10 protein-coding genes are annotated in these 18,069 nt (G+C 65.9%); 7 read left to right on the top strand and 3 right to left on the bottom strand.

The features are described from left to right. The first annotated feature begins 4 nt into the window (after positions 1 to 4). The 7 genes from MKZ40_RS01115 (at position 5) to betT (ending at position 11,743) form a co-directional block, all read left to right on the top strand. Entirely contained in the window at positions 5 to 1,387 is a 1,383-nt protein-coding gene (locus MKZ40_RS01115; protein ID WP_175089249.1) for an efflux RND transporter periplasmic adaptor subunit, read from the top strand. Then, positions 1,384 to 4,509, top strand: a complete 3,126-nt coding sequence (locus MKZ40_RS01110; RefSeq protein ID WP_254627050.1) for an efflux RND transporter permease subunit — start codon at positions 1,384 to 1,386, stop codon at positions 4,507 to 4,509. The genes MKZ40_RS01115 and MKZ40_RS01110 overlap by 4 nt, the downstream gene beginning before the upstream one ends. Next, positions 4,506 to 5,924, top strand: coding sequence for an ATP-binding protein (locus MKZ40_RS01105; protein WP_175089248.1), 1,419 nt, complete (start codon positions 4,506 to 4,508; stop codon positions 5,922 to 5,924). The genes MKZ40_RS01110 and MKZ40_RS01105 overlap by 4 nt, the downstream gene beginning before the upstream one ends. A 33-nt stretch (positions 5,925 to 5,957) precedes the next feature. Continuing rightward, positions 5,958 to 6,701, top strand: a complete 744-nt coding sequence (locus MKZ40_RS01100) for a response regulator (protein ID WP_175089247.1) — start codon at positions 5,958 to 5,960, stop codon at positions 6,699 to 6,701. Positions 6,702 to 6,900: 199 nt separating this feature from the next. After that, a complete protein-coding gene (locus MKZ40_RS01095) occupies positions 6,901 to 7,296 on the top strand; it encodes a hypothetical protein (RefSeq protein WP_175089246.1) in 396 nt (131 codons plus the stop codon). Positions 7,297 to 7,555: 259 nt separating this feature from the next. Beyond that, positions 7,556 to 8,740: a Spy/CpxP family protein refolding chaperone gene (locus tag MKZ40_RS01090; protein WP_175089245.1), complete on the top strand. Its 1,185-nt coding sequence runs from the start codon at positions 7,556 to 7,558 to the stop codon at positions 8,738 to 8,740. A gap of 963 nt (positions 8,741 to 9,703) precedes the next feature. Further along, a complete protein-coding gene (gene betT, locus MKZ40_RS01085; RefSeq protein ID WP_043334330.1) occupies positions 9,704 to 11,743 on the top strand; it encodes a choline BCCT transporter BetT in 2,040 nt (679 codons plus the stop codon). A 167-nt stretch (positions 11,744 to 11,910) separates the two neighbouring features. Here the strand turns inward: betT and MKZ40_RS01080 are convergent, their stop codons facing one another. The 3 genes from MKZ40_RS01080 to ptsP are packed head-to-tail and all read right to left on the bottom strand — an operon-like array spanning position 11,911 to position 17,821. Further along, positions 11,911 to 13,701: a PTS fructose-like transporter subunit IIB gene (locus tag MKZ40_RS01080; RefSeq protein ID WP_175089244.1), complete on the bottom strand. Its 1,791-nt coding sequence runs from the start codon at positions 13,699 to 13,701 to the stop codon at positions 11,911 to 11,913. Continuing rightward, positions 13,698 to 14,741 carry a 1-phosphofructokinase family hexose kinase gene (locus tag MKZ40_RS01075; RefSeq protein WP_175089243.1) on the bottom strand — a complete coding sequence of 348 codons (1,044 nt, stop codon included), beginning with the start codon at positions 14,739 to 14,741 and terminating at the stop codon, positions 13,698 to 13,700. The genes MKZ40_RS01080 and MKZ40_RS01075 overlap by 4 nt, the downstream gene beginning before the upstream one ends. Then, positions 14,741 to 17,821 (bottom strand): phosphoenolpyruvate--protein phosphotransferase, encoded by a 3,081-nt coding sequence (gene ptsP, locus MKZ40_RS01070; protein WP_175089242.1) that lies wholly within the window; start codon positions 17,819 to 17,821, stop codon positions 14,741 to 14,743. Before ptsP ends, MKZ40_RS01075 begins: the two co-directional genes overlap by 1 nt. Between the last annotated feature and the right edge of the window lie 248 nt (positions 17,822 to 18,069).

Raw genomic sequence — 18,069 nt, 5'->3', positions numbered from 1 at the left:
CCGCATGGACCATAGCCCAGAGACGCCAGCGTCGTCTTCCGCGTCGCCCGCCCCTGCCGTCCACCCCGCACCCTCCACGCGGCGCCTGATCTGGATGCGCCTGCTGGCGCTGATCATTCTCGCGCTGGCGATCGCGCTGGCCGCCTGGTGGATGAATCATCGCCCCGGTGCGCCGAAGCGTGCCCCGAGCGAGGCACCTGCGCCCACGGTCGAGGTGGTCACGGTCAGCCATGCCGCCAACGCCCCGACGCTTGAGGGCTTCGGCCGCGTGATCGCCGATCGCCAGACCACGGTCTCCACGCGCGTCAGCGGTCAGCTGGCGCCCTTCCCCGAAGGCATCGAAGCCGGCCGCGAAGTCCGTAAGAACCAGCTGCTGGCCAGTCTCGATCAACTGGATTATCAGCTGGCACTGCGTCAGGCCGAGGCGGATCTCGCCACGGCAGAAGCCAGCCTCGCCTCTGAAAAGGGCGAGCAGATCCGCGCCGCCTCGGAATACAAGACCTTCGGTCGCAATCTGCCGGCGGCCCAGAAAGCGCTGGTGCTGCGCGAGCCTCAGCTCAAGTCGGCCCAGGCCGCCGTGGAAAGCGCCCGCGCCAGCCGCGATCAGGCCAAGCTCAATCTGGCCCGTACCGAGATTCGCGCCCCCTATGACGGCCTGATCAGCGAGCGTCTGGTCGGCGAAGGCAGTGATCTCAATGCCTTCACCGACCTGTTGACGCTGGTGGCCACCGACCGCTTCTGGGTGCGCCTCAATCTGCCGCAGGCCGACATGGAGTGGCTCTCGACCCACGCCCGTGATGGCCAGGGCACGCCGGTACTGATCTCGAGCAAGGCATGGCCGGATGGCCAGCACCGCCATGGCGAAGTGTGGAGCGTGCTGCCGTCGCTGGAAGAAAACGGCCTGCTGACCCAGGTGATGGTGGCGGTGGAAGACCCGCTGGCGCTCAATGTCTCCGAAGAAGCGCGCGCCAGCACCCCGGCGCTGCGCATCGGTGATGTGGTCGAGGCGACCCTGACGCCCCGACGCACTGCCTCGTTGATCGAACTGCCGATCAGTGCGCTGCGCAGCGGCCAACAGGTCTGGGTACTGACGGCGGACGATCATCTCGAGAAGCGCCCGGTAGTCGTGCGCCATCTGGGCAATGACACCCTGCTGGTCGCCGACGGTCTGGTGGACGGCGAGCGCGTCATCACAAGCTCCCTGAGCAGCGTCGAAGCCGGCATGGCACTGCGCGCGCGCGGCGATACGCCGACACCGACCGCCCGGGCGACGGATGCCAAGGCGGCTGACGACAAGACGACGGCTGGCGACAAGAGCACCGCAGCTGGCGACAAGAACGCCACGGTTGCCGACCAGAACGCCACGACCACCGGAAGTGACTCATGACGGCACAGTCGCGCCTCAAGGGCCCCATCCGCTGGATGCACGATCACGGCGTCGCCGCCAACCTGCTGATGCTGTGCCTGATTCTTGGCGGCCTGCTGATGTCCAGTCAGATCAAGAAGGAGGTCTTCCCCTCCTTCGAGCTCGAGATCATCAACGTCAGCGTCAGCTATTCCGGCGCCACGCCGGATGAGGTCTCCGAAAGCCTGTTGCAGGCGATGGAGTCCGCGGTGCAGGACGTGGAGGGCATCGAGGAGATCACCGCCACCGCCGAGGAAGGCCTCGGCTCGCTGTCCATCGAGCTGCAGGACGGCGTCGAGACCATGCGCGCCTATCAGGACATCCAGCAGGCCATCGACAGCATCACTACCCTGCCCGATGAATCCGACCCGCCCGTCTACTCGCTGGCAGGCCGCTCGCGCAGCGTGATGGAGCTCAAGCTGCATGGCCAGACCGATGACCAGACCCTGCGCAATGTCGCCGAGCGTCTGCGCCTGAGCCTGCTCGACAGCGACGACATCACCAAGGTGGAGCTGACCGGCATCCGTGACCGCGAGGTGCATGTCGCGCTGGAGGAAGGCGCGCTGCGTCGCTATGGCCTGTCGCATCAGGATATCGCCGGCCTGATCGGCAATCAGGCGCTCAACCTGGCCGGGGGCAGCCTCGACACGCAGCAGGGCGAATACCTGGTGCGCTATGAGGCGCGTCGCGACGGCGCCGCCGAGTTCTCGCAACTGCCGGTGATCTCCAGCCAGGAAGGCAATGTCGTGCGTCTGGGCGATATCGCCACCGTCACCGACGGCTTCGCCGACAGCGACAAGGAAGTGCTCTACGACGGCGAACCGGCGATTGGTCTCGACATCTATCAGGTCGGCTCCCAGACGCCCAACGAGCTGTCCACCGCGACCATGGCGATGCTGCCGCAATTGACCGCCAGCCTGCCGCGCGGACTGACGCTGAGCGTCGAGGACGATGACTCGCTGGTTTATCAGGACCGCCTGGAGCTGCTGCTCAAGAATGCCTGGATGGGGCTGGTACTGGTGCTGGTGCTGCTGGGGCTGTTCCTCGAGGCGCGTCTCGCCTTCTGGGTCACGCTGGGCATCCCCACCGCCTTCCTCGGCGCGATGCTGTTCCTGCCGCTGGTCGGCGTATCCATCAACATGATCTCGATGTTCGCCTTCATCATCGCACTGGGCATCGTGGTCGATGACGCCATCATCGTCGGCGAGAACATCCACTCGCACCGCGAGCGCGGCGCCAGCATGCGCGAAGCCGCCATTCTCGGCGCGCGCGAGATCGCGGTGCCGCTGGCGTTCTCGATCCTGTCCAACATCGTGGCCTTCATTCCGCTGCTGTTCCTGCCCGGCTTCCTCGGGCTGGTATTCGGCATCATCCCGCTGGTGGTGATCAGCATCTTCGCGCTGAGCTGGATCGAAGCGATCTTCATCCTGCCCGCGCACCTGGGCCACACCAGCGAGAAACCGATACGCTGGCTGGCACCGCTGGACCGCGTGCGCCATGGCGTCCAGCACGGGCTGGAGCGTTTCACGCGTCGCCGCTTCCAGCCCTTCCTCGAAGGGTGCCTGAACTATCGTGGTCTGACCGCCGTCTGCGGTCTGGCGCTGCTGGTGCTGGCGATGGCCTGGATGGCCAGTGGCCGCCTCGGCTTCTCGCTGATGCCGCGTGTCGAGTCCAACCGTGCCGGCGTCACCGCCAACCTGCCGGTGGGCAGCCCGATCAGCCAGGACCGCGAGGTACGCACCCTGCTGCTGGACGCGCTGGAGCGGGTTCGTGAGCGCGACGACGCCCCCGCGATCTACTCCACCAGCGCCGAGATCGAAGGCAACTCGCTGAGCATCATCGCCAACCTCGACACCACGGTAGAGGATAACTGGTCGCCCTCGCAGCTGATCACGGCCTGGCGTGAGGAAGCCGGTACCATCGCCAATACCGAGTCGCTGCTGTTCGAATCCGATATCGGCGGGCCGGGGCGCGGCGCGGGCCTCACCATCCGCCTTTCCTCCTCTGACAGCGGCGCGCTGATGGCCGCCGCCGAGTCACTGGCGACGTCGCTTGAGGATTACAGCTCGCTGTCGGACATCGACAGCGGTCTGGATGACGGCAAGCGCGAGCTCTATCTGCAGCTCAATGCCTACGGCCGCTCGCTGGGACTGGATGGCGCCACCCTGGCCAACCAGCTGCGCGGCCCGCTGTCCGGCGCGACCGCCCTCAAGCAGCAGCAGGGCCGCAATGAGGTCGAGGTCAAGGTGCTGCTGCCCGAAGAGCAGCGCGCAAGCCTTGCCCAGCTGGAGAACTTCGGCGTGCAGACCGGCAACGGCGTCAGCGTGCCCCTGGGGCTGGTGGCCGACATCGAGCAGGGACGCGCCGCGTCCAGCATCCTGCGCATCGATGGCCGCCGCGTGATCGAGGTCACCGCCAACGTGACCCCGTCCGACGCGGTCAGTCAGGTGATCACCAGCCTGGAAAGCGACGTCTATCCCCAGCTGAAGAGCCAGTATCCGAGCCTGAGCATCGGTTATGGCGGGCGTCAGGAAGAGACTGCCGACAACCTGGGGTCACTGCAGGTGTCGTTGCTGCTGACGCTGGCAGCCCTCTATCTGCTGCTGGCGCTACCGTTCAGAAGCTATCTGCAACCGCTGCTGGTGATGACGGCGATTCCCTTCGGCCTGATCGGCGCGGTCATCGGCCATCAGCTGATGGGCTATGGCCTGTCGGTGATCAGCCTGATGGGCATGCTGGCGCTGTCGGGCATCGTCATCAACGACGCCCTGGTGCTGATCGACTACGCCAACCGCCAGCGTCTGGCCGGTGCCACCGCGCGTGAGGCGATCATCATGGCGGCCACACGGCGTCTGCGTCCCATCCTGTTGACGACGCTGACCACCTTCTTCGGCCTGGCGCCGATGATCTTCGAGACCTCACGCCAGGCGCGCTTCATGATCCCGATGGCGGTCTCCATCGGCTTCGGCATCCTGTTCGCGACCGTGATCCTGCTGATCCTGGTGCCCTCGCTCTATCTGCTGCTGGAAGACCTGCAGCACAATCTGCGCCGCCTGCTGGGGCTGCCGCCCCGCACCCCGCGTCAGGAGGAACAACCATCATGATGCCCACCGTCACCGCCTGGCACTCACGGCTGTCAGTGCGGCTGTTCGTGATCCTGCTGCTGACCAATGTCGTGATCGGCGGCAGCATCTACATGTTCATCTCCCACAGCATGGACAGAGGGTTCGCGGAGTATCTGGAGCAGACCCAGCAGGAGCGCATCGAGCTGATCTCGTCCGACCTGGTCAGCGGCTACGCCGCGGAAGGCAACTGGGAGTGGATGAAAAGCCGGCGCAACTGGGGGCGCATCGTGCATTCCCAGGCGCCGGCGGACAGATTCGAGACACCGCCGGGCGCCAACCTCGATCGCCCCCAGGACTACATGCTGCGCGATACCCGCGGCCAGCGCCTCAATGGGCCGCCACGCCCTGCCCCCGGCATGCAGTTCAAGGATCTGATGCTGGACGGCAAGAAGATCGGCGAGCTGGGCTACCTGCCGGTGAGTGAATTCCTGCGCCGCGGCAAGGACCAGTATCTGGAGCGCCAATCGCGCAACCTGGCGACCATCATCCTGTCCTCCACCTTCGCCTCACTGCTGGCGGCGGCCGGCATCGCCTGGTGGCTCGGCCATCGGGTGCGGGACCTCGCCAGTGGCGCCAGCCGTCTGTCGAGCGGCGACTATGCCACCCGTCTGCCGGTGCGCGGCCGGGATGAGCTGTCGCGGCTGGCCGGTGACTTCAATGCGCTGGCGCAGACGCTTGAGACCAACCGCGATTCCCGCCAGCGCTGGGTGAGTGACATCTCCCATGAGCTGCGCACGCCATTGGCGGTGCTCAAGGGCGAGATAGAGGCCATGCAGGACGGCTTCCGTCCGATGAGCCAATCAAGTCTCGGCTCGCTGGAACAGGAAGTGGACGCTCTCAACCGCCTGGTGTCGGATCTGCGCCTGCTGGCCCAGAGCGACGCCGGCACGCTGGAAGCCTGGCGCGAGCCGCTGGAGCTGAATGCCCAGCTCAACGATAGCCTGGACGACCTGCGCGGCTGGCTGGAAGACAGCGGCATCCAGCTTGAGACCGACATCCAGCTGCCGCTGCGCGTGCAGGGCGACATGCAGCGCCTGCATCAGCTGTGGAGCAACCTGGCCAGCAACACTCGCGCCTATACCGACTCGCCCGGCAAGTTGAAGGTCAGCCTGCTGCGCGAGGCTGCCTCACCCGGGGACGGCGCCGGTCACCCCGGCTGGGCGGTCGTGCGCTGGGAAGACTCGAGCCCCGGCGTGCCAGAGGCCGAGCTTGCCCACCTCACCGAGCGCCTGTATCGGGTCGAGAACTCGCGCAATCGCTCCAGCGGGGGTTCAGGCCTGGGCCTGTCGATCGCCAGCGCGCTGGTCAGTGCGCATGATGGCCAGCTGGTACCGGGGCAGTCATCACTGGGCGGACTGCGATGGGACATTCGCCTGCCGCTGTTGTCTACTTGAAACAGTCATTTTCATCTGCAAGGACTCTTGACCATGAGCGACGTTCACGCCGACACCCCTGACGCCCGGGCCGAGACCCAGAAACCGCTGATTCTGGTGGTGGAAGACGAGCCCAAGATCGCCAGCCTGCTGTGCGATTATCTGGACGGCAGCGGGTATCGCACCCGGCATGTCGACGACGGCAACGCCGTCATCGCGGCGGTCAATGACGAGACACCCGCCTTGGTATTGCTGGACCTCATGCTGCCGGGCACCGACGGCCTGACCCTGTGCCGCCAGCTGCGGGCCGAGGACAACCTGCTGCCCATCGTGATGCTGACCGCGCGGGTCGAGGAAGTGGACCGCCTGCTGGGGCTGGAGCTGGGCGCCGATGACTACATCTGCAAACCCTTCAGTCCGCGTGAGGTGGTGGCGCGCATCAAGGCCGTGCTGCGTCGCAGCCAGGCGCTTGATCAGACCCTCTCGCAGACCTCCGACAAGGGCCAGCTGGTGCTCAATGAGGAAGGTTGGCAGGCACTGGCCGATGGCAGTGACCTGGGCCTGACCGCAGTCGAGTTCCAGCTGCTCAAGGTGATGATGCAGTCGCCGGGGCGCATCTTCTCCCGCGACCAGCTGATGGACCACATGTACCGCGACCACCGCATCGTCTCCGAGCGCACGGTGGATTCCCACGTCAAGAAGCTGCGCCGCAAGATCGCCAATGTCTGGCCGGAGCGCGACGTGATTCGCTCCATCTATGGGGTCGGCTACAAGTTCGAGCCTGACGTGCTGGACTGATATCTCGCCTCGCGCAGGCCCTGAAACCTTTCAGAAACATGACAACCGCCGTCTGTGACCACAGACGGCGGTTGCGTTTTTGTTGCACCCACGGTGCGAACTTGCTGTCCAACTGCGACGGATACTGTCATCACTGCCTAAGCGAGAGCCATTTACTGCTGCTCAAGCGCGGGTCTACGCCACAAGTGAGGTATTCGTCATGTCCCACAGTCCTGCCAATCGTGCTCTCTCCCGCACTCGCCTGATCGGTGCCGGCGTACTGAGCGTCATGCTGATGGCATCACCGCTGAGCGTGACCAGTGCCAGCGCCGCCGATGTCTCGCTGAACGTGCTGCTGGATGGCATCAGCCTGAACGTCAGCCAGCGTGCCACCCTCGACAAGCAATATCGCCACTATCGCCAGCAACGTCAGGCCGCTAAAAGCCACCACGACGCCAAGGCGCTTACCAAGGCGCGCAAGGCCTACCTGGCCGATGTCGATCGCGTCCTGAACCGCCATCAGACCCAGCGCTTCCACCAGCAGTTCGACCGCCACTATCCGGCGAATGCCCAGGCGAACGCTAAGGCGGCGAAGAAGCGCCACCACGGTGGCTGATGGCAACCGCGTCTGAGTGCCCCGGGTTGAAACCTGGCGTCATCACCTTGATCAAGGACTCAGTCCCTACAGGATTCAGTCTCTACAGGATTCAGGCCACAAGATCACGCTGCAGAAAAGACACAGCAAGCCGTTGCATGTTCCGCCCAGGCGCGTTGCACGCAACCCCATGAAACGTTGCACAATGCCGGCACATTCACTGCTGATAATGCTCTTATCGCTTGATTCCGGCCCTTTATCTAGACACTCGGAGTACGCCATGAACCGCATTTCTCGCAAGCTCATCGTTTCCGGTCTGCTGACCGCCCTGGCACTGCCGATGACCGCCGTGGCCTCAAGCAACGACAAGCACCATGACGGCGCCGACCGCAAGGAAGGCCTCGACAAGATTCTCGCCAGCTGGCATCTCAGCGATGAACAGCAGCAACAGCTCGACGCACTCAAGCAACAGCAGATGGAAAGCCGCAAGCAGCTCAAGGAGCAGAAGTTCGACTCCCGCGAAGCGCGCCGCGACGCCATCCAGGCACAGCGTGAAGAACACAAGGCCGCCCTGGCAGAGATTCTCGACGAGAATCAGGTCAAGGTGCTCGAAGCCTACTGGGCTGCCGGCAAGCCGATGCACGGCAAGCACATGGGCAAGCATGACGGCAAACGTCACGGCGAAGGCAAGCATGCCGACGAGCGTGGCGGCGAACGCGGCGGCAAGCACATGGCCGGCGAGCGTGGCGGCAAGCATATGGCCGACGACGGCAAGCAGCGCATGCAGCTGATGGGCGCCCTGTTCGACAGCTGGGACCTGGATGACGACCAACGCAGCGCGCTCAAGGACTCCTTCAAGTCCATGCGTGACGACATGGAGTCACTCAAGAAGACCGACTTCGACTCGCGTGAAGCGCGCAAGGCCGCCTTCGAGGAACTGCGCAAGACCCAGCACGATCGTCTGGCCAAGGTGCTGGATGCAGACCAGATCAAGGTGCTGGACCTGATGCACCAGCGTGACAAGCGCGGTCCGAAGATGGCCGACCGTCAGCAGCAGGAAGGCATGAAGGCGCTGCTGGCCAGCTGGAACCTGAGCGATGACCAGATGCAGGCGCTCAAGGAAGTCCGCAAGGAAATGCGTGACGAGATGCATGACAGCATGAAAGAGATGCACGACGACATGCGTGATGCCATGCAGGACGCCGACACCAAAGAGGAGCGTGTCGCCGCCCGCCAGGAAATGCGCAAGGAAATGAAGGAGCAGCGCCTGGAACTGCGTGAGGAAGGCCGCGAGAAACTCGCCGATGTGCTGTCCGCCGAGCAGCTCGATGCGCTGGAAGCCTTCATGGCCAATGGCATGCGCCATCACGCTGGCAAGCATCATGGTGGCATGAAGGGTGACATGAAGGGCGGCGACATGAAGCGCGGCCCGATGCATGACGCCGACCAGTCTGAAGATGCCTGAGTCAGGCCATCACCCGGGCAGCTGAAAGCCGGCTGATCGTGGGCCCGGCGAGGTAAGAACCGGACAATCCACGCCCCCGGACACAGCCATTCAGCTGCCCTGCTGACGTCACTTTCGCCGCCCCGGCCACGATTCTGTGGTCGGGGCGGCGTCGTTGTGTCCTTTTACCGACAGCGATTTTTCCGAGCACGACACCGCGCCTGCGAGGCTCTGCCATCGGGCCTCGCGGCGACGTGATCGCGACACGAGGATAAGTGGAAGCGACAGTTGCACTGCCTTTTTCCCCAAAGGGGGGTTATATTTTTATTGAACAATCAATTAAAATAATTCTGCAAGGCTTTGAGCATTACACGGCGTGATGATGTGAGTCGCGTTTTCCTGACTGCTGAGCTCCCCTCCGCTGCCGATCTCGACCGGCGGCAGCAAGACGGGATGCCTGCAACCGTCACAGGAAAGCGGACCCGGCAGATGCCGACGAGACTGACGCCTGCCATCCCGGCAACTTCAAGGGAGCAAGCGACGGCGACCGCCACGGACTCGCGAGCAGACACCGGAGTGACCCGCCCCTTCGCGAGAAGGCGGGTGACGTCCAGGGACGCCGAGTAGACGTTCGAAGTGATGAGAGCAGCACGATGAAGGCCAGGCGTTCCCCAGCGCTCGACCCGCCATCGTTCTTCTGCGGCCAATCTGGCCTGCAGAAAAGGGGCCGCACCACGGTGCGCGCCCGGCGTCTCTCATGAATTGCCCACCGGCATTTCTTGCTTGCTGCCCAGCGATGCCCCTGCAATCGCGTCGCCACGGCAGTCGACACTGCCGCTGCTGCAAGTTCCGCCCCGCGCGTGAGCTGAGCACGGCCCGTGCCGTTCGTGTCCGTCTTTTCCTGCACGCCACCCGCAATTTCTGCGGCTGACGGGCAGCTAAGCACCACGCACGAGTGAAACTTCCCCTGATAAGGAGTTGCTCATGCAGAAACCTGCTTCCGCCGAGAACGCCACGCCGTCCTCGAGTCGTATCAACCCGACGGTCTTCTACGGATCGATCATCGGTATCCTCGCCTTCCTGGCCTTCGCGATGCTGTTCACCGAACAGGCCGACGCCTGGATCGGCAGCGCCCTGGGCTGGACCATCGACACCTTCGGCTGGTTCTACATGCTGGCCATCGTCGCCTATCTGGTCTTCGGGGTGCTGATCGCCTGCTCGCGCTTCGGGCGCATTCGCCTCGGGCCGGATGATTCACGCCCGGAATTCTCGCTGCTGTCCTGGTCGGCGATGCTGTTCGCGGCCGGCATCGGCATCGACATCCTGTTCTACTGCATCGCCGAACCGCTGTCCCACTACGTGGCGCCGGTGACCGGTGACCCGCAGACCCAGGCGGCGATCCGCAATGCCATGGTGGAAACCTTCTTCCACTGGGGCCTCTCCGGCTGGGGCATCTATGTGCTCGCCGGCATGTCGCTGGCCTACTTCAGCTACCGCCACCGCCTGCCGCTGGCGATCCGCTCGGCCTTCTACCCGCTGCTCGGCAACCGCATCAATGGCCCGATCGGCAACGCCGTGGACATCTTCGCGATCATCTCCACCGTGTTCGGTATCGCCACCTCGCTGGGCATCGGCGTCATCCAGCTGAATTACGGCCTCAAGTTCATGCTCGGCGTGCCCGAGAACCTCGCCGTCCAGGCCGCGCTGATCATCGGCGTGATGGTACTGGCGACCATTTCCGTGATCACCGGTGTCGAGAAAGGCATCCGCATGCTGTCCGAGTTCAACATGCTGCTGGCCACCGCGCTGCTGATCTTCGTGCTCGCCGTCAGCGACACCTCGCAGCTGCTCAACGCCCTGGTACTCAACGTCGGTGACTACATCACCCAGTTCACCGCCAAGAGCTTCGATACCTACGCCTACACCCCGGGTACCGATGAGTGGATGAGCGGCTGGACGCTGTTCTTCTGGGGCTGGTGGATCGCCTGGACCCCGTTCGTCGGCCTGTTCCTGGCGCGTATCTCGCGTGGCCGTACCATCCGTCAGTTCGTGTTCGGCGCGCTGCTGATTCCGCTGAGCTTCATGATGGTGTGGATGAGCGTGTTCGGTAATTCCGCCATCGACATGGTCGCCAATCAGGACGTCGCGGCACTGGCCACCGAAGCCCTGAACGCACCGCAGAACACCATCTACACCTTCCTGGAGCAGCTGCCCTACTCCACCATCACCACCGCCGTGGTGGCGATTCTGGGTATCGTGTTCTTCGTGACCTCCGCCGACTCCGGCGCTCTGGTACTGGCCAACTTCACCTCCATCCTCAAGGACGTGAACCACGATGCGCCGATCTGGCTGCGCATCTTCTGGTCCGCCATCATCGGCCTGCTGACGCTGGCACTGTTGATGGTCGGGGGCCTGAGCGCGCTGCAGAGCGCCGTGGTGATCACCGCCGTGCCCTTCTCCATCGTGCTGATCTTCATGATGATCGGCATGTACAAGGCGCTGATGATCGAGGACCGCAAGGAGAACGTGCGTCAGGACAACAGCTGCGTCTACGAAGGCGTCGACTGGCATGAGCGTCTGGACCACGTGCTCGACTTCGCCCAGAGCGGCAGTTCCGAGGCGACTCTCAAGCGCTCCATCCGCCCGGCCCTCAACCAGCTGGCCGAGGAGCTCAATCGTCGCGGTCAGGTCTCGAGCGTCACCGAAGAGACGCTGGAAGATGAGCCGCTGCCCCGCGTGACGCTGGAAGTCGAGTTCGAGGACGCCTCCAACTTCGTCTACCAGGTGCGTGCGGTGCGCCAGCAGACGCCGAGCTTCATCGACGCCAATGATGACTTCTACCTGCGTCTGGAAGTGCACCTCTCCGAGGGCGGCAGCGGTCAGGAGCTCAACGGCCTGTCGCGTGCCCAGGTGCTCGACGAAGTCGTTACCGCCTATCAGCAGCATCTGGCCTTCGTGCGCCACGATACGGTCAACGAAGCGCCGGCGATGCCGGGCGTGATCGGCAAGTCAGAACTGGACTGATCGGTATTGGACTGATCAAAGTTGGACGGATCGGAGCTGGACTGAGCCGTCGCTGAGCGCCTGCGCTCGGCCTGCAATGCAAAAGCCCCCGCCGGGAGACCGGCGGGGGCTTTTTGCGTCTTGCCTTGTGCGTTTGCGGCTTGCGTCCTTGCCTGCTTGCCAGCGGCTCAGGTCGCGGCAGCGGTCTCGACCTGCTGGGCGCCCTTCTTGATCAGCGCATAGCCGATACCCGTCACCAGGGTGCCGGCGACGATGGCGCCCAGGTACATCAGCGGGACGTTGATGGCGTTGGGAATCAGCAGCACGAACAGCCCGCCGTGCGGCGCCAGCAGCTTGGCACCTATCAGCATCGACAGTGCGCCGGTGACGGCACCGCCGACCATGCAGGCCGGAATCACGCGCAGCGGGTCCTTGGCGGCGAACGGAATCGCACCCTCGGAGATGAAGCACAGGCCGAGAATGAAGCTGGCCTTGCCCGCCTCACGCTCAGGCTCGGCGAACTTGCTACGCGCGATGAAACTGGCCAGCCCCATGCCCAGCGCCGGCACCATGCCGGCCGCCATGATGGCCGCCATCGGCGCATAGGTCTCGCTGGCCAGCAGGCCGACACCGAAGGCGTAGGCGGCCTTGTTGACCGGGCCACCGAGGTCGAAGCACATCATCGCGCCGAGCAGAATGCCCAGCAGCACGGCATTGGCCGAGCCCATCGATTCGAGGAATTCAGTCAGCGTCGCCATCAGCCCCGCCACCGGCGTGCCGACGACGTAGATCATCACCAGACCGGTGACCATACTCGCCACCAGCGGGATGATCAGGATCGGCTTGAGCGATTCGATCGACTGCGGCAGCTTGACGAAACGGCTCAGCCCCAGCGCACTGTAGCCCGCCAGGAAGCCGGCGATGATGCCGCCGAGGAAGCCGGCGTCCAGGGTGGCGGCCAGCCAGCCACCGATCATGCCCGGCGTGATGCCCGGGCGGTCGGCGATGGAGTAGGCGATGTAGCCCGCCAGCACCGGAATCATCAGCTTGAAGGCAGAGCCGCCGCCGATCTGCATCAGCGCCGCCGCCAGAGTGCCTTCTTCCTCGAAGGCCTTGATGCCGAACACGAAGGACAGCGCGATCATCAGGCCACCCGCCACCACCATCGGCAGCATGAAGGACACACCGGTCAGCAGGTGCTTGTAGGGGCCGCGCTTCTCGCCCTTCTGCTGGCTGCCCTGACCGCCCGCGGCGGTGGCGGATTCCACCTCGGCGCCTTCCAGTGCCTGCTCGATGGTATCGCGCGGCTTCTTGAGCGCGGTGCCGGTGGAAGTCCGCCAGACCCGCTTGCCAGCGAAGCGCGTCGGGTCGACCTCGATATCACAGGCCAGGATCACCACCTCTGCCGCGGCGATCTCCTGCTCGGTCAGCGCATCCTGCGCGCCCACCGAGCCCTGGGTCTCGACTCGCGTCGGGTAGCCCAGCGCGCGCCCTGCCTCGCTCAGGGCCTCGGCGGCCATGAAGGTATGCGCCACGCCGGTCGGGCAGGCGGTGACCGCAACGATGGACGGCTTGTGCGCCACCTCTCCATCAGCTGCGCCGGTGGTCGTCGTGCTGGACGTCGTGCTGACAGTCGCAGCCACATCGGCGATGTCCTTGGCTTCCAGCACGCGGGCGCGGGCCTCGGCATTGGCCAGGAAGGCGGCGGGGTCCGGCAGCGCCTCTTCGATGGGCGCGACATGCACGCGCTTGCCGACGAAACGCTCGAGGCCGGCGCTGGTCATCGGCGACGCCGCGACGATCACCAGTTCGGCAGCGGCGAGCTGGGCATCGCTCAACACGAGTTCACGCTCGAATTGCGAGCGCATGTCGATGAGGGGCTCCCAGTCGCGACGACGGGCGGCCTGCTCCAGGCGGCGCGCCGCCAGGAAGCTGGTCGCCATGCCGCTCGGGCAGGCGGTAACGATGATGACATTCATGGGCGTGGCTCTCCGGCTGTCGCGACCTCGGCACTGGCCAATGTCTCGATGCTGGTGTGTTGTTGGAGGGTTTCAAGCTCCGGGGCGGCGGGATTGCCCGGCCCCGGGTGGGTCACGGCCTCGGCGGAAAGCGCCGTGGCATGACGCAGAATCCGTTCACGCATGGCCGCCGTGGGTGTCGGATGGCAGAGCACCCCATGCAGCATGGCGGCCAGCAGGGTATCACCGGCACATACGGTACTGACCACTCGCATGCGCGGCGGGCGTGCCCGCAGTGTCTCGGCGCCGGGGCTTGCCCACAGCACGCCTTCCGGACCGGCAGAGATCAGCGCCTGCTCGATGCCGTGTTCGACCAGACTCGCCAGCGCGCGCTGACGGGCGGAGTCGCTCTCCAGCGGCTCGCCCGCCCACAGCGCCAGTTCCTGCTCGTTGGGCTTCACGCCGCTGGGCGGCACCACCAGACCGGCTTCGAGTGCCGTGCCGCTGGTGTCCAGCCAGCAGGCAATGCGGCGGGCACGCACCCGCTGCACCAGGCTCGCCAGCTGCTCGCTGCTGACACCCGGCGGCAGGCTGCCGGCGATGACGACGGCACAGCGCTCCGGGCTGCCCTCGGCCTGCTGGCGATCGATCCACTCATCGATGCGCCCCTCAAGCCGCGTGAAGGCGGCCTCATCGACCTGCATGCCCGCGCCGTTGATATCGGTGACACGGCCACTGGCCTCCCCCAGCTTGACGTTGATGCGGGTCGCGCCCGCGACGCGTTCGAAGGCATCACTCAGCCCCCACTCGGCAAAGGCGGCCTCGAAATCGGCCTGGTTGTCGGCGCCCAGAAAGCCGCTCAGCGTCACCGGATGGCCCAGTGTCGCCAGCACACGGGCGACGTTGATGCCCTTGCCCGCCGCCTCGAGATGGTGGCTGCGCGCCCGGTTGACCTTGCCCGGCACCAGGCTGTCGAGGCCGATGGTCATGTCCAGCGCCGGGTTGAGCGTCACGCACAATACCGGGCAGTCGGCGGCCTGACGCGTCGTGTTGTCACTCATCACACTGACTCCCGCGGGCTGTTTCCATTACTGGCCGCACTACTGTCCGCATTACTGGCCGCACTACTGTCCGTATTACTGGCCGCATCACTGGCCGCAGCGCCTGAGGTGACCTCGGCAACCGAAGGCTCGCCCTGCTCGAGCAGCGCTTCCAGAGCACTGCGCACGTCTTCCGAGGTCGGCTGGGCCAACGCGACCCGCGCCTGCTCACGCGCCGTGGCCAGGTCCAGCTCGCGCACCCGCGCCTTGACCAGCGGAATCTGGCGGCTGGACACCGACAGCTCATCCACGCCCAGCCCGACCAGCACGCCGACGGCCTGGTCATCACTGGCCAGCTCACCGCAGACGCCGACCCAGGCACCGTGGGCGTGGGCGGCACTGACGGTCATCTCGATCAGGCGCAACACCGCCGGATGCAGGCCATCGGCCTGCGCCGAGAGCGTCGCATGGCCACGATCGATCGCCAGGGTGTACTGGGTCAGGTCATTGGTGCCCACCGAGAAGAAGTCGACTTCCGGCGCGATGCTGGCCGCCGTCAGCGCCGCCGAGGGAATCTCGATCATCACGCCGACCTGCACGTCGCGCACTGGTGGCTGACCATGTTCGGCCTCATAGGCGGCGTCCAGCTCGGCGCGGACACGATCGACGATGGCACGCGCGCCACGCAGTTCGGCCAGGTCCTTGACCATCGGGAACATCAGGCGAATCGGCCGCGCCCCGGCGGCCGTCAGCAGCGCCCGCACCTGGGTCTCGAGCACTTCCGGGCGCGTCAGGGCGAGGCGAATGCCGCGCAGGCCGAGGAAGGGGTTGTCCTCACGCGGCAGCGGCCAGTACGGCAGCGGCTTGTCGCCGCCGACATCCAGCGTGCGTGCCACCAGCGGCCGCCCCTCGAGCGCATCCAGCGCCTCACCGTACTGGGCGGTCTGGGTGGCGAGGTCCGGCGCCTGGGGGTGCGCCATGAACACGAATTCGGTACGCAGCAGGCCGACACCCTCGGCACCGCGCTCGACGGCGTCGCCGGCATGGGCGGTGTTGCCCAGATTGGCGACCACCTCGACATGAAGGCCATCCAGGGTCGTGGCGGGTGCCATGCGCGACTCCCAGGCGGCGGCCTGACGCTGCTCATGCCCGGCGATCGCCTCTTCGGCACGCGCGCGGCGACTGGCCGAGGGCATCACGCTGACGCGGCCTCGTTCACCATCGACGATCAGCTCGCTGCCATCGGCGATCGCCAGCACGCTCGGGCCAGCCCCGACCACCGCCGGAATGCCCAGCGAGCGCGCCAGAATCGCGCTGTGCGAGGTCGCCCCGCCCAGCGCCGTGACCAGGCCCCGCACGCGAGTGGTATCCAGGCGCGCCACATCCGACGGGCCGATGTCCTCGGTCACCAGCACATGCGGTGTCTCGGGGGCGCTGGGCAGCGGCGTATCGGTCAGCACGCCGAGCACCCGCCGCCCGACATCGCGCAGATCGGCGGCGCGTTCAGCCAGCAGGCGATCGGCGAGGTTCTCCTGGGCGCTGGCGGCGCTGTCGATGGCCGACCACCACGCCGCTTCGGCGCTGTGGCCTTCATCGAGGCTTTCGCGCGCCGCGGCAAACAGCTCCGGATCGCCGAGCATCTCCTCGTGCATCGAGAGAATCTCGGCCATCTCGGCGCCTTCGGCGCGATTGACCAGCGCCAGCAACTGCTCGCGGGCGGTCTGGATACTGGCCACCAGGCGCTCGGCCTCACGATCGGCGCCGGCATCGCTGCGCGTCTCGTAGACGAAGCGCGGCAGGCGCATCACCCAGCACGGCGCGATGGCCATGCCCGGCGAGGCGGCCACCGCGGGCACCACGCTGTCGGCGGCGGGAGCGGCCTGCTGGGTGTCGCCGGTGGCTTGCTGTTCGCTGGCCTCCAGCGGCGTGGCGGCGTCGGCGCGCCAATCGGCCAGCGGCTCCACCGCCTCGCCGAGACCGGCCTGCACCGCGCTCACCATCATGCTCAGCGCCGCCTGATTGGCCGCCGAGTCATCGCCGGAGGCGCTGAAGATCAGCGTCTGGCCGCGGCGTGCGCCCAGCCCCAGCACCTTGGTCAGACTGGCGGCACTGACCACACCGCTGTCATCGCCTTCCAGTCGCAGCGCCGGAATGACGCCATGCTGCTCTCCCGCCTCGCGCGCCGCCTGCACCAGCTGCTTGGCCGGACGCGCATGCAGGCCGTGGGCGTTGAGCAACACGACCTGAGCCAGCTGCGCCGTGGCGGACTCCCCCGACAGCCGCGCCAGCAGGGCGCTGGCCGACAGGCCCGGCAGGCTTTCGCCCGCACCCTCTTCCAACAGCGTCAGCAGGCGCTCAAGCAACGGCTGATGCTGGCCCTGCTGGGCATCGACTGCCAGACAGGCCAGCGCAGTGATGCGTCCGTGGCGCGTCTCCAGTGCCTTCTCCGGCGTGACGATGGCCAGCGCCGAGCGGGTGACATCCTGCTGCGACTGCGTCAGCCACACGCCCTGCCCCAGCGCCACCGGTTGGGCGGCGAGCATGGCCGAGATGAAACCATCACTGACACAGCCGGCCTGGCGCAGGCGCGCGGCCCCCGCCAGCACCAGCTCGTCACGATCACGCGCGGGGAAGCCGCACAGCAGCGTCTCGGCATCCAGACGCGGCGGCACCACCTCGCGGCCCAGCTCGCTCAGCACTTCCTCGGCGGTCGTCGCCGAGGCCAGGCGCTCACTGACGCCGTCGCGATCGAGCACACGCGTCAGCGCGCGCAGGATATCGAGATGCTCATCGGACTGTGCCGCGATGGTCACCAGCAGGAAGACGCGATTGCCATCGTGCCACTCCACGCCCTGCGGAAACTGCAGGACACGCACCCCGGTGGCCAGCACGGCCTCGCGGCTGTCCGGCGTACCGTGGGGGATCGCGATCCCCTGCCCCAGGTAGGTGGAAGACTGGGCTTCACGCGCCAGCAGGCCCTCACGGTAGTCGGGCGTGGCGCGCCCACCGGCGACCAGGGCGTCGGCGGCCTGTTGCAAGGCATCGCGCCAGTCGCTGGCATGGGCGGCGAGAAGAATGTCCTCGCGATCAAGACTGAGCATGGCTGGCTCCTTGAGGCTCCCTTCTGATGAGGAGCCTGGATGTTGGCGGTGCGCTGCAAGCGTATATCTCAGCTGCCGCGACACGTCACTTGGCGAGTTCCGACAGGGTAGCGGCGTCATGGCGTGATGACGAGCATGCTGAATCGTGTCACCTCAATAGGGCTCATGCTGGCCGTTTTCTTGCGCCCGATCAAGCGAACACAAACCGAAAACGCGCTTCTGGTGACTAGACATTGGGCGTAGAGCCG

The organism is Cobetia sp. BMC6, from assembly GCF_029991385.1.
GTDB lineage: Bacteria > Pseudomonadota > Gammaproteobacteria > Pseudomonadales > Halomonadaceae > Cobetia.
The sequence above is the reverse complement of the archived record's forward strand: the minus strand, read 5'-3'. Positions and strand labels throughout refer to the sequence as shown.

Coding starts and splice junctions, on each gene's coding strand:
- MKZ40_RS01115 (WP_175089249.1), top strand. CDS start 5: ATGGACCATAGCCCAGAGACGCCAGCGTCGTCTTCCGCGTCGCCCGCC.
- MKZ40_RS01110 (WP_254627050.1), top strand. CDS start 1,384: ATGACGGCACAGTCGCGCCTCAAGGGCCCCATCCGCTGGATGCACGAT.
- MKZ40_RS01105 (WP_175089248.1), top strand. CDS start 4,506: ATGATGCCCACCGTCACCGCCTGGCACTCACGGCTGTCAGTGCGGCTG.
- MKZ40_RS01100 (WP_175089247.1), top strand. CDS start 5,958: ATGAGCGACGTTCACGCCGACACCCCTGACGCCCGGGCCGAGACCCAG.
- MKZ40_RS01095 (WP_175089246.1), top strand. CDS start 6,901: ATGTCCCACAGTCCTGCCAATCGTGCTCTCTCCCGCACTCGCCTGATC.
- MKZ40_RS01090 (WP_175089245.1), top strand. CDS start 7,556: ATGAACCGCATTTCTCGCAAGCTCATCGTTTCCGGTCTGCTGACCGCC.
- betT (WP_043334330.1), top strand. CDS start 9,704: ATGCAGAAACCTGCTTCCGCCGAGAACGCCACGCCGTCCTCGAGTCGT.
- MKZ40_RS01080 (WP_175089244.1), bottom strand. CDS start 13,701: ATGAATGTCATCATCGTTACCGCCTGCCCGAGCGGCATGGCGACCAGC.
- MKZ40_RS01075 (WP_175089243.1), bottom strand. CDS start 14,741: ATGAGTGACAACACGACGCGTCAGGCCGCCGACTGCCCGGTATTGTGC.
- ptsP (WP_175089242.1), bottom strand. CDS start 17,821: ATGCTCAGTCTTGATCGCGAGGACATTCTTCTCGCCGCCCATGCCAGC.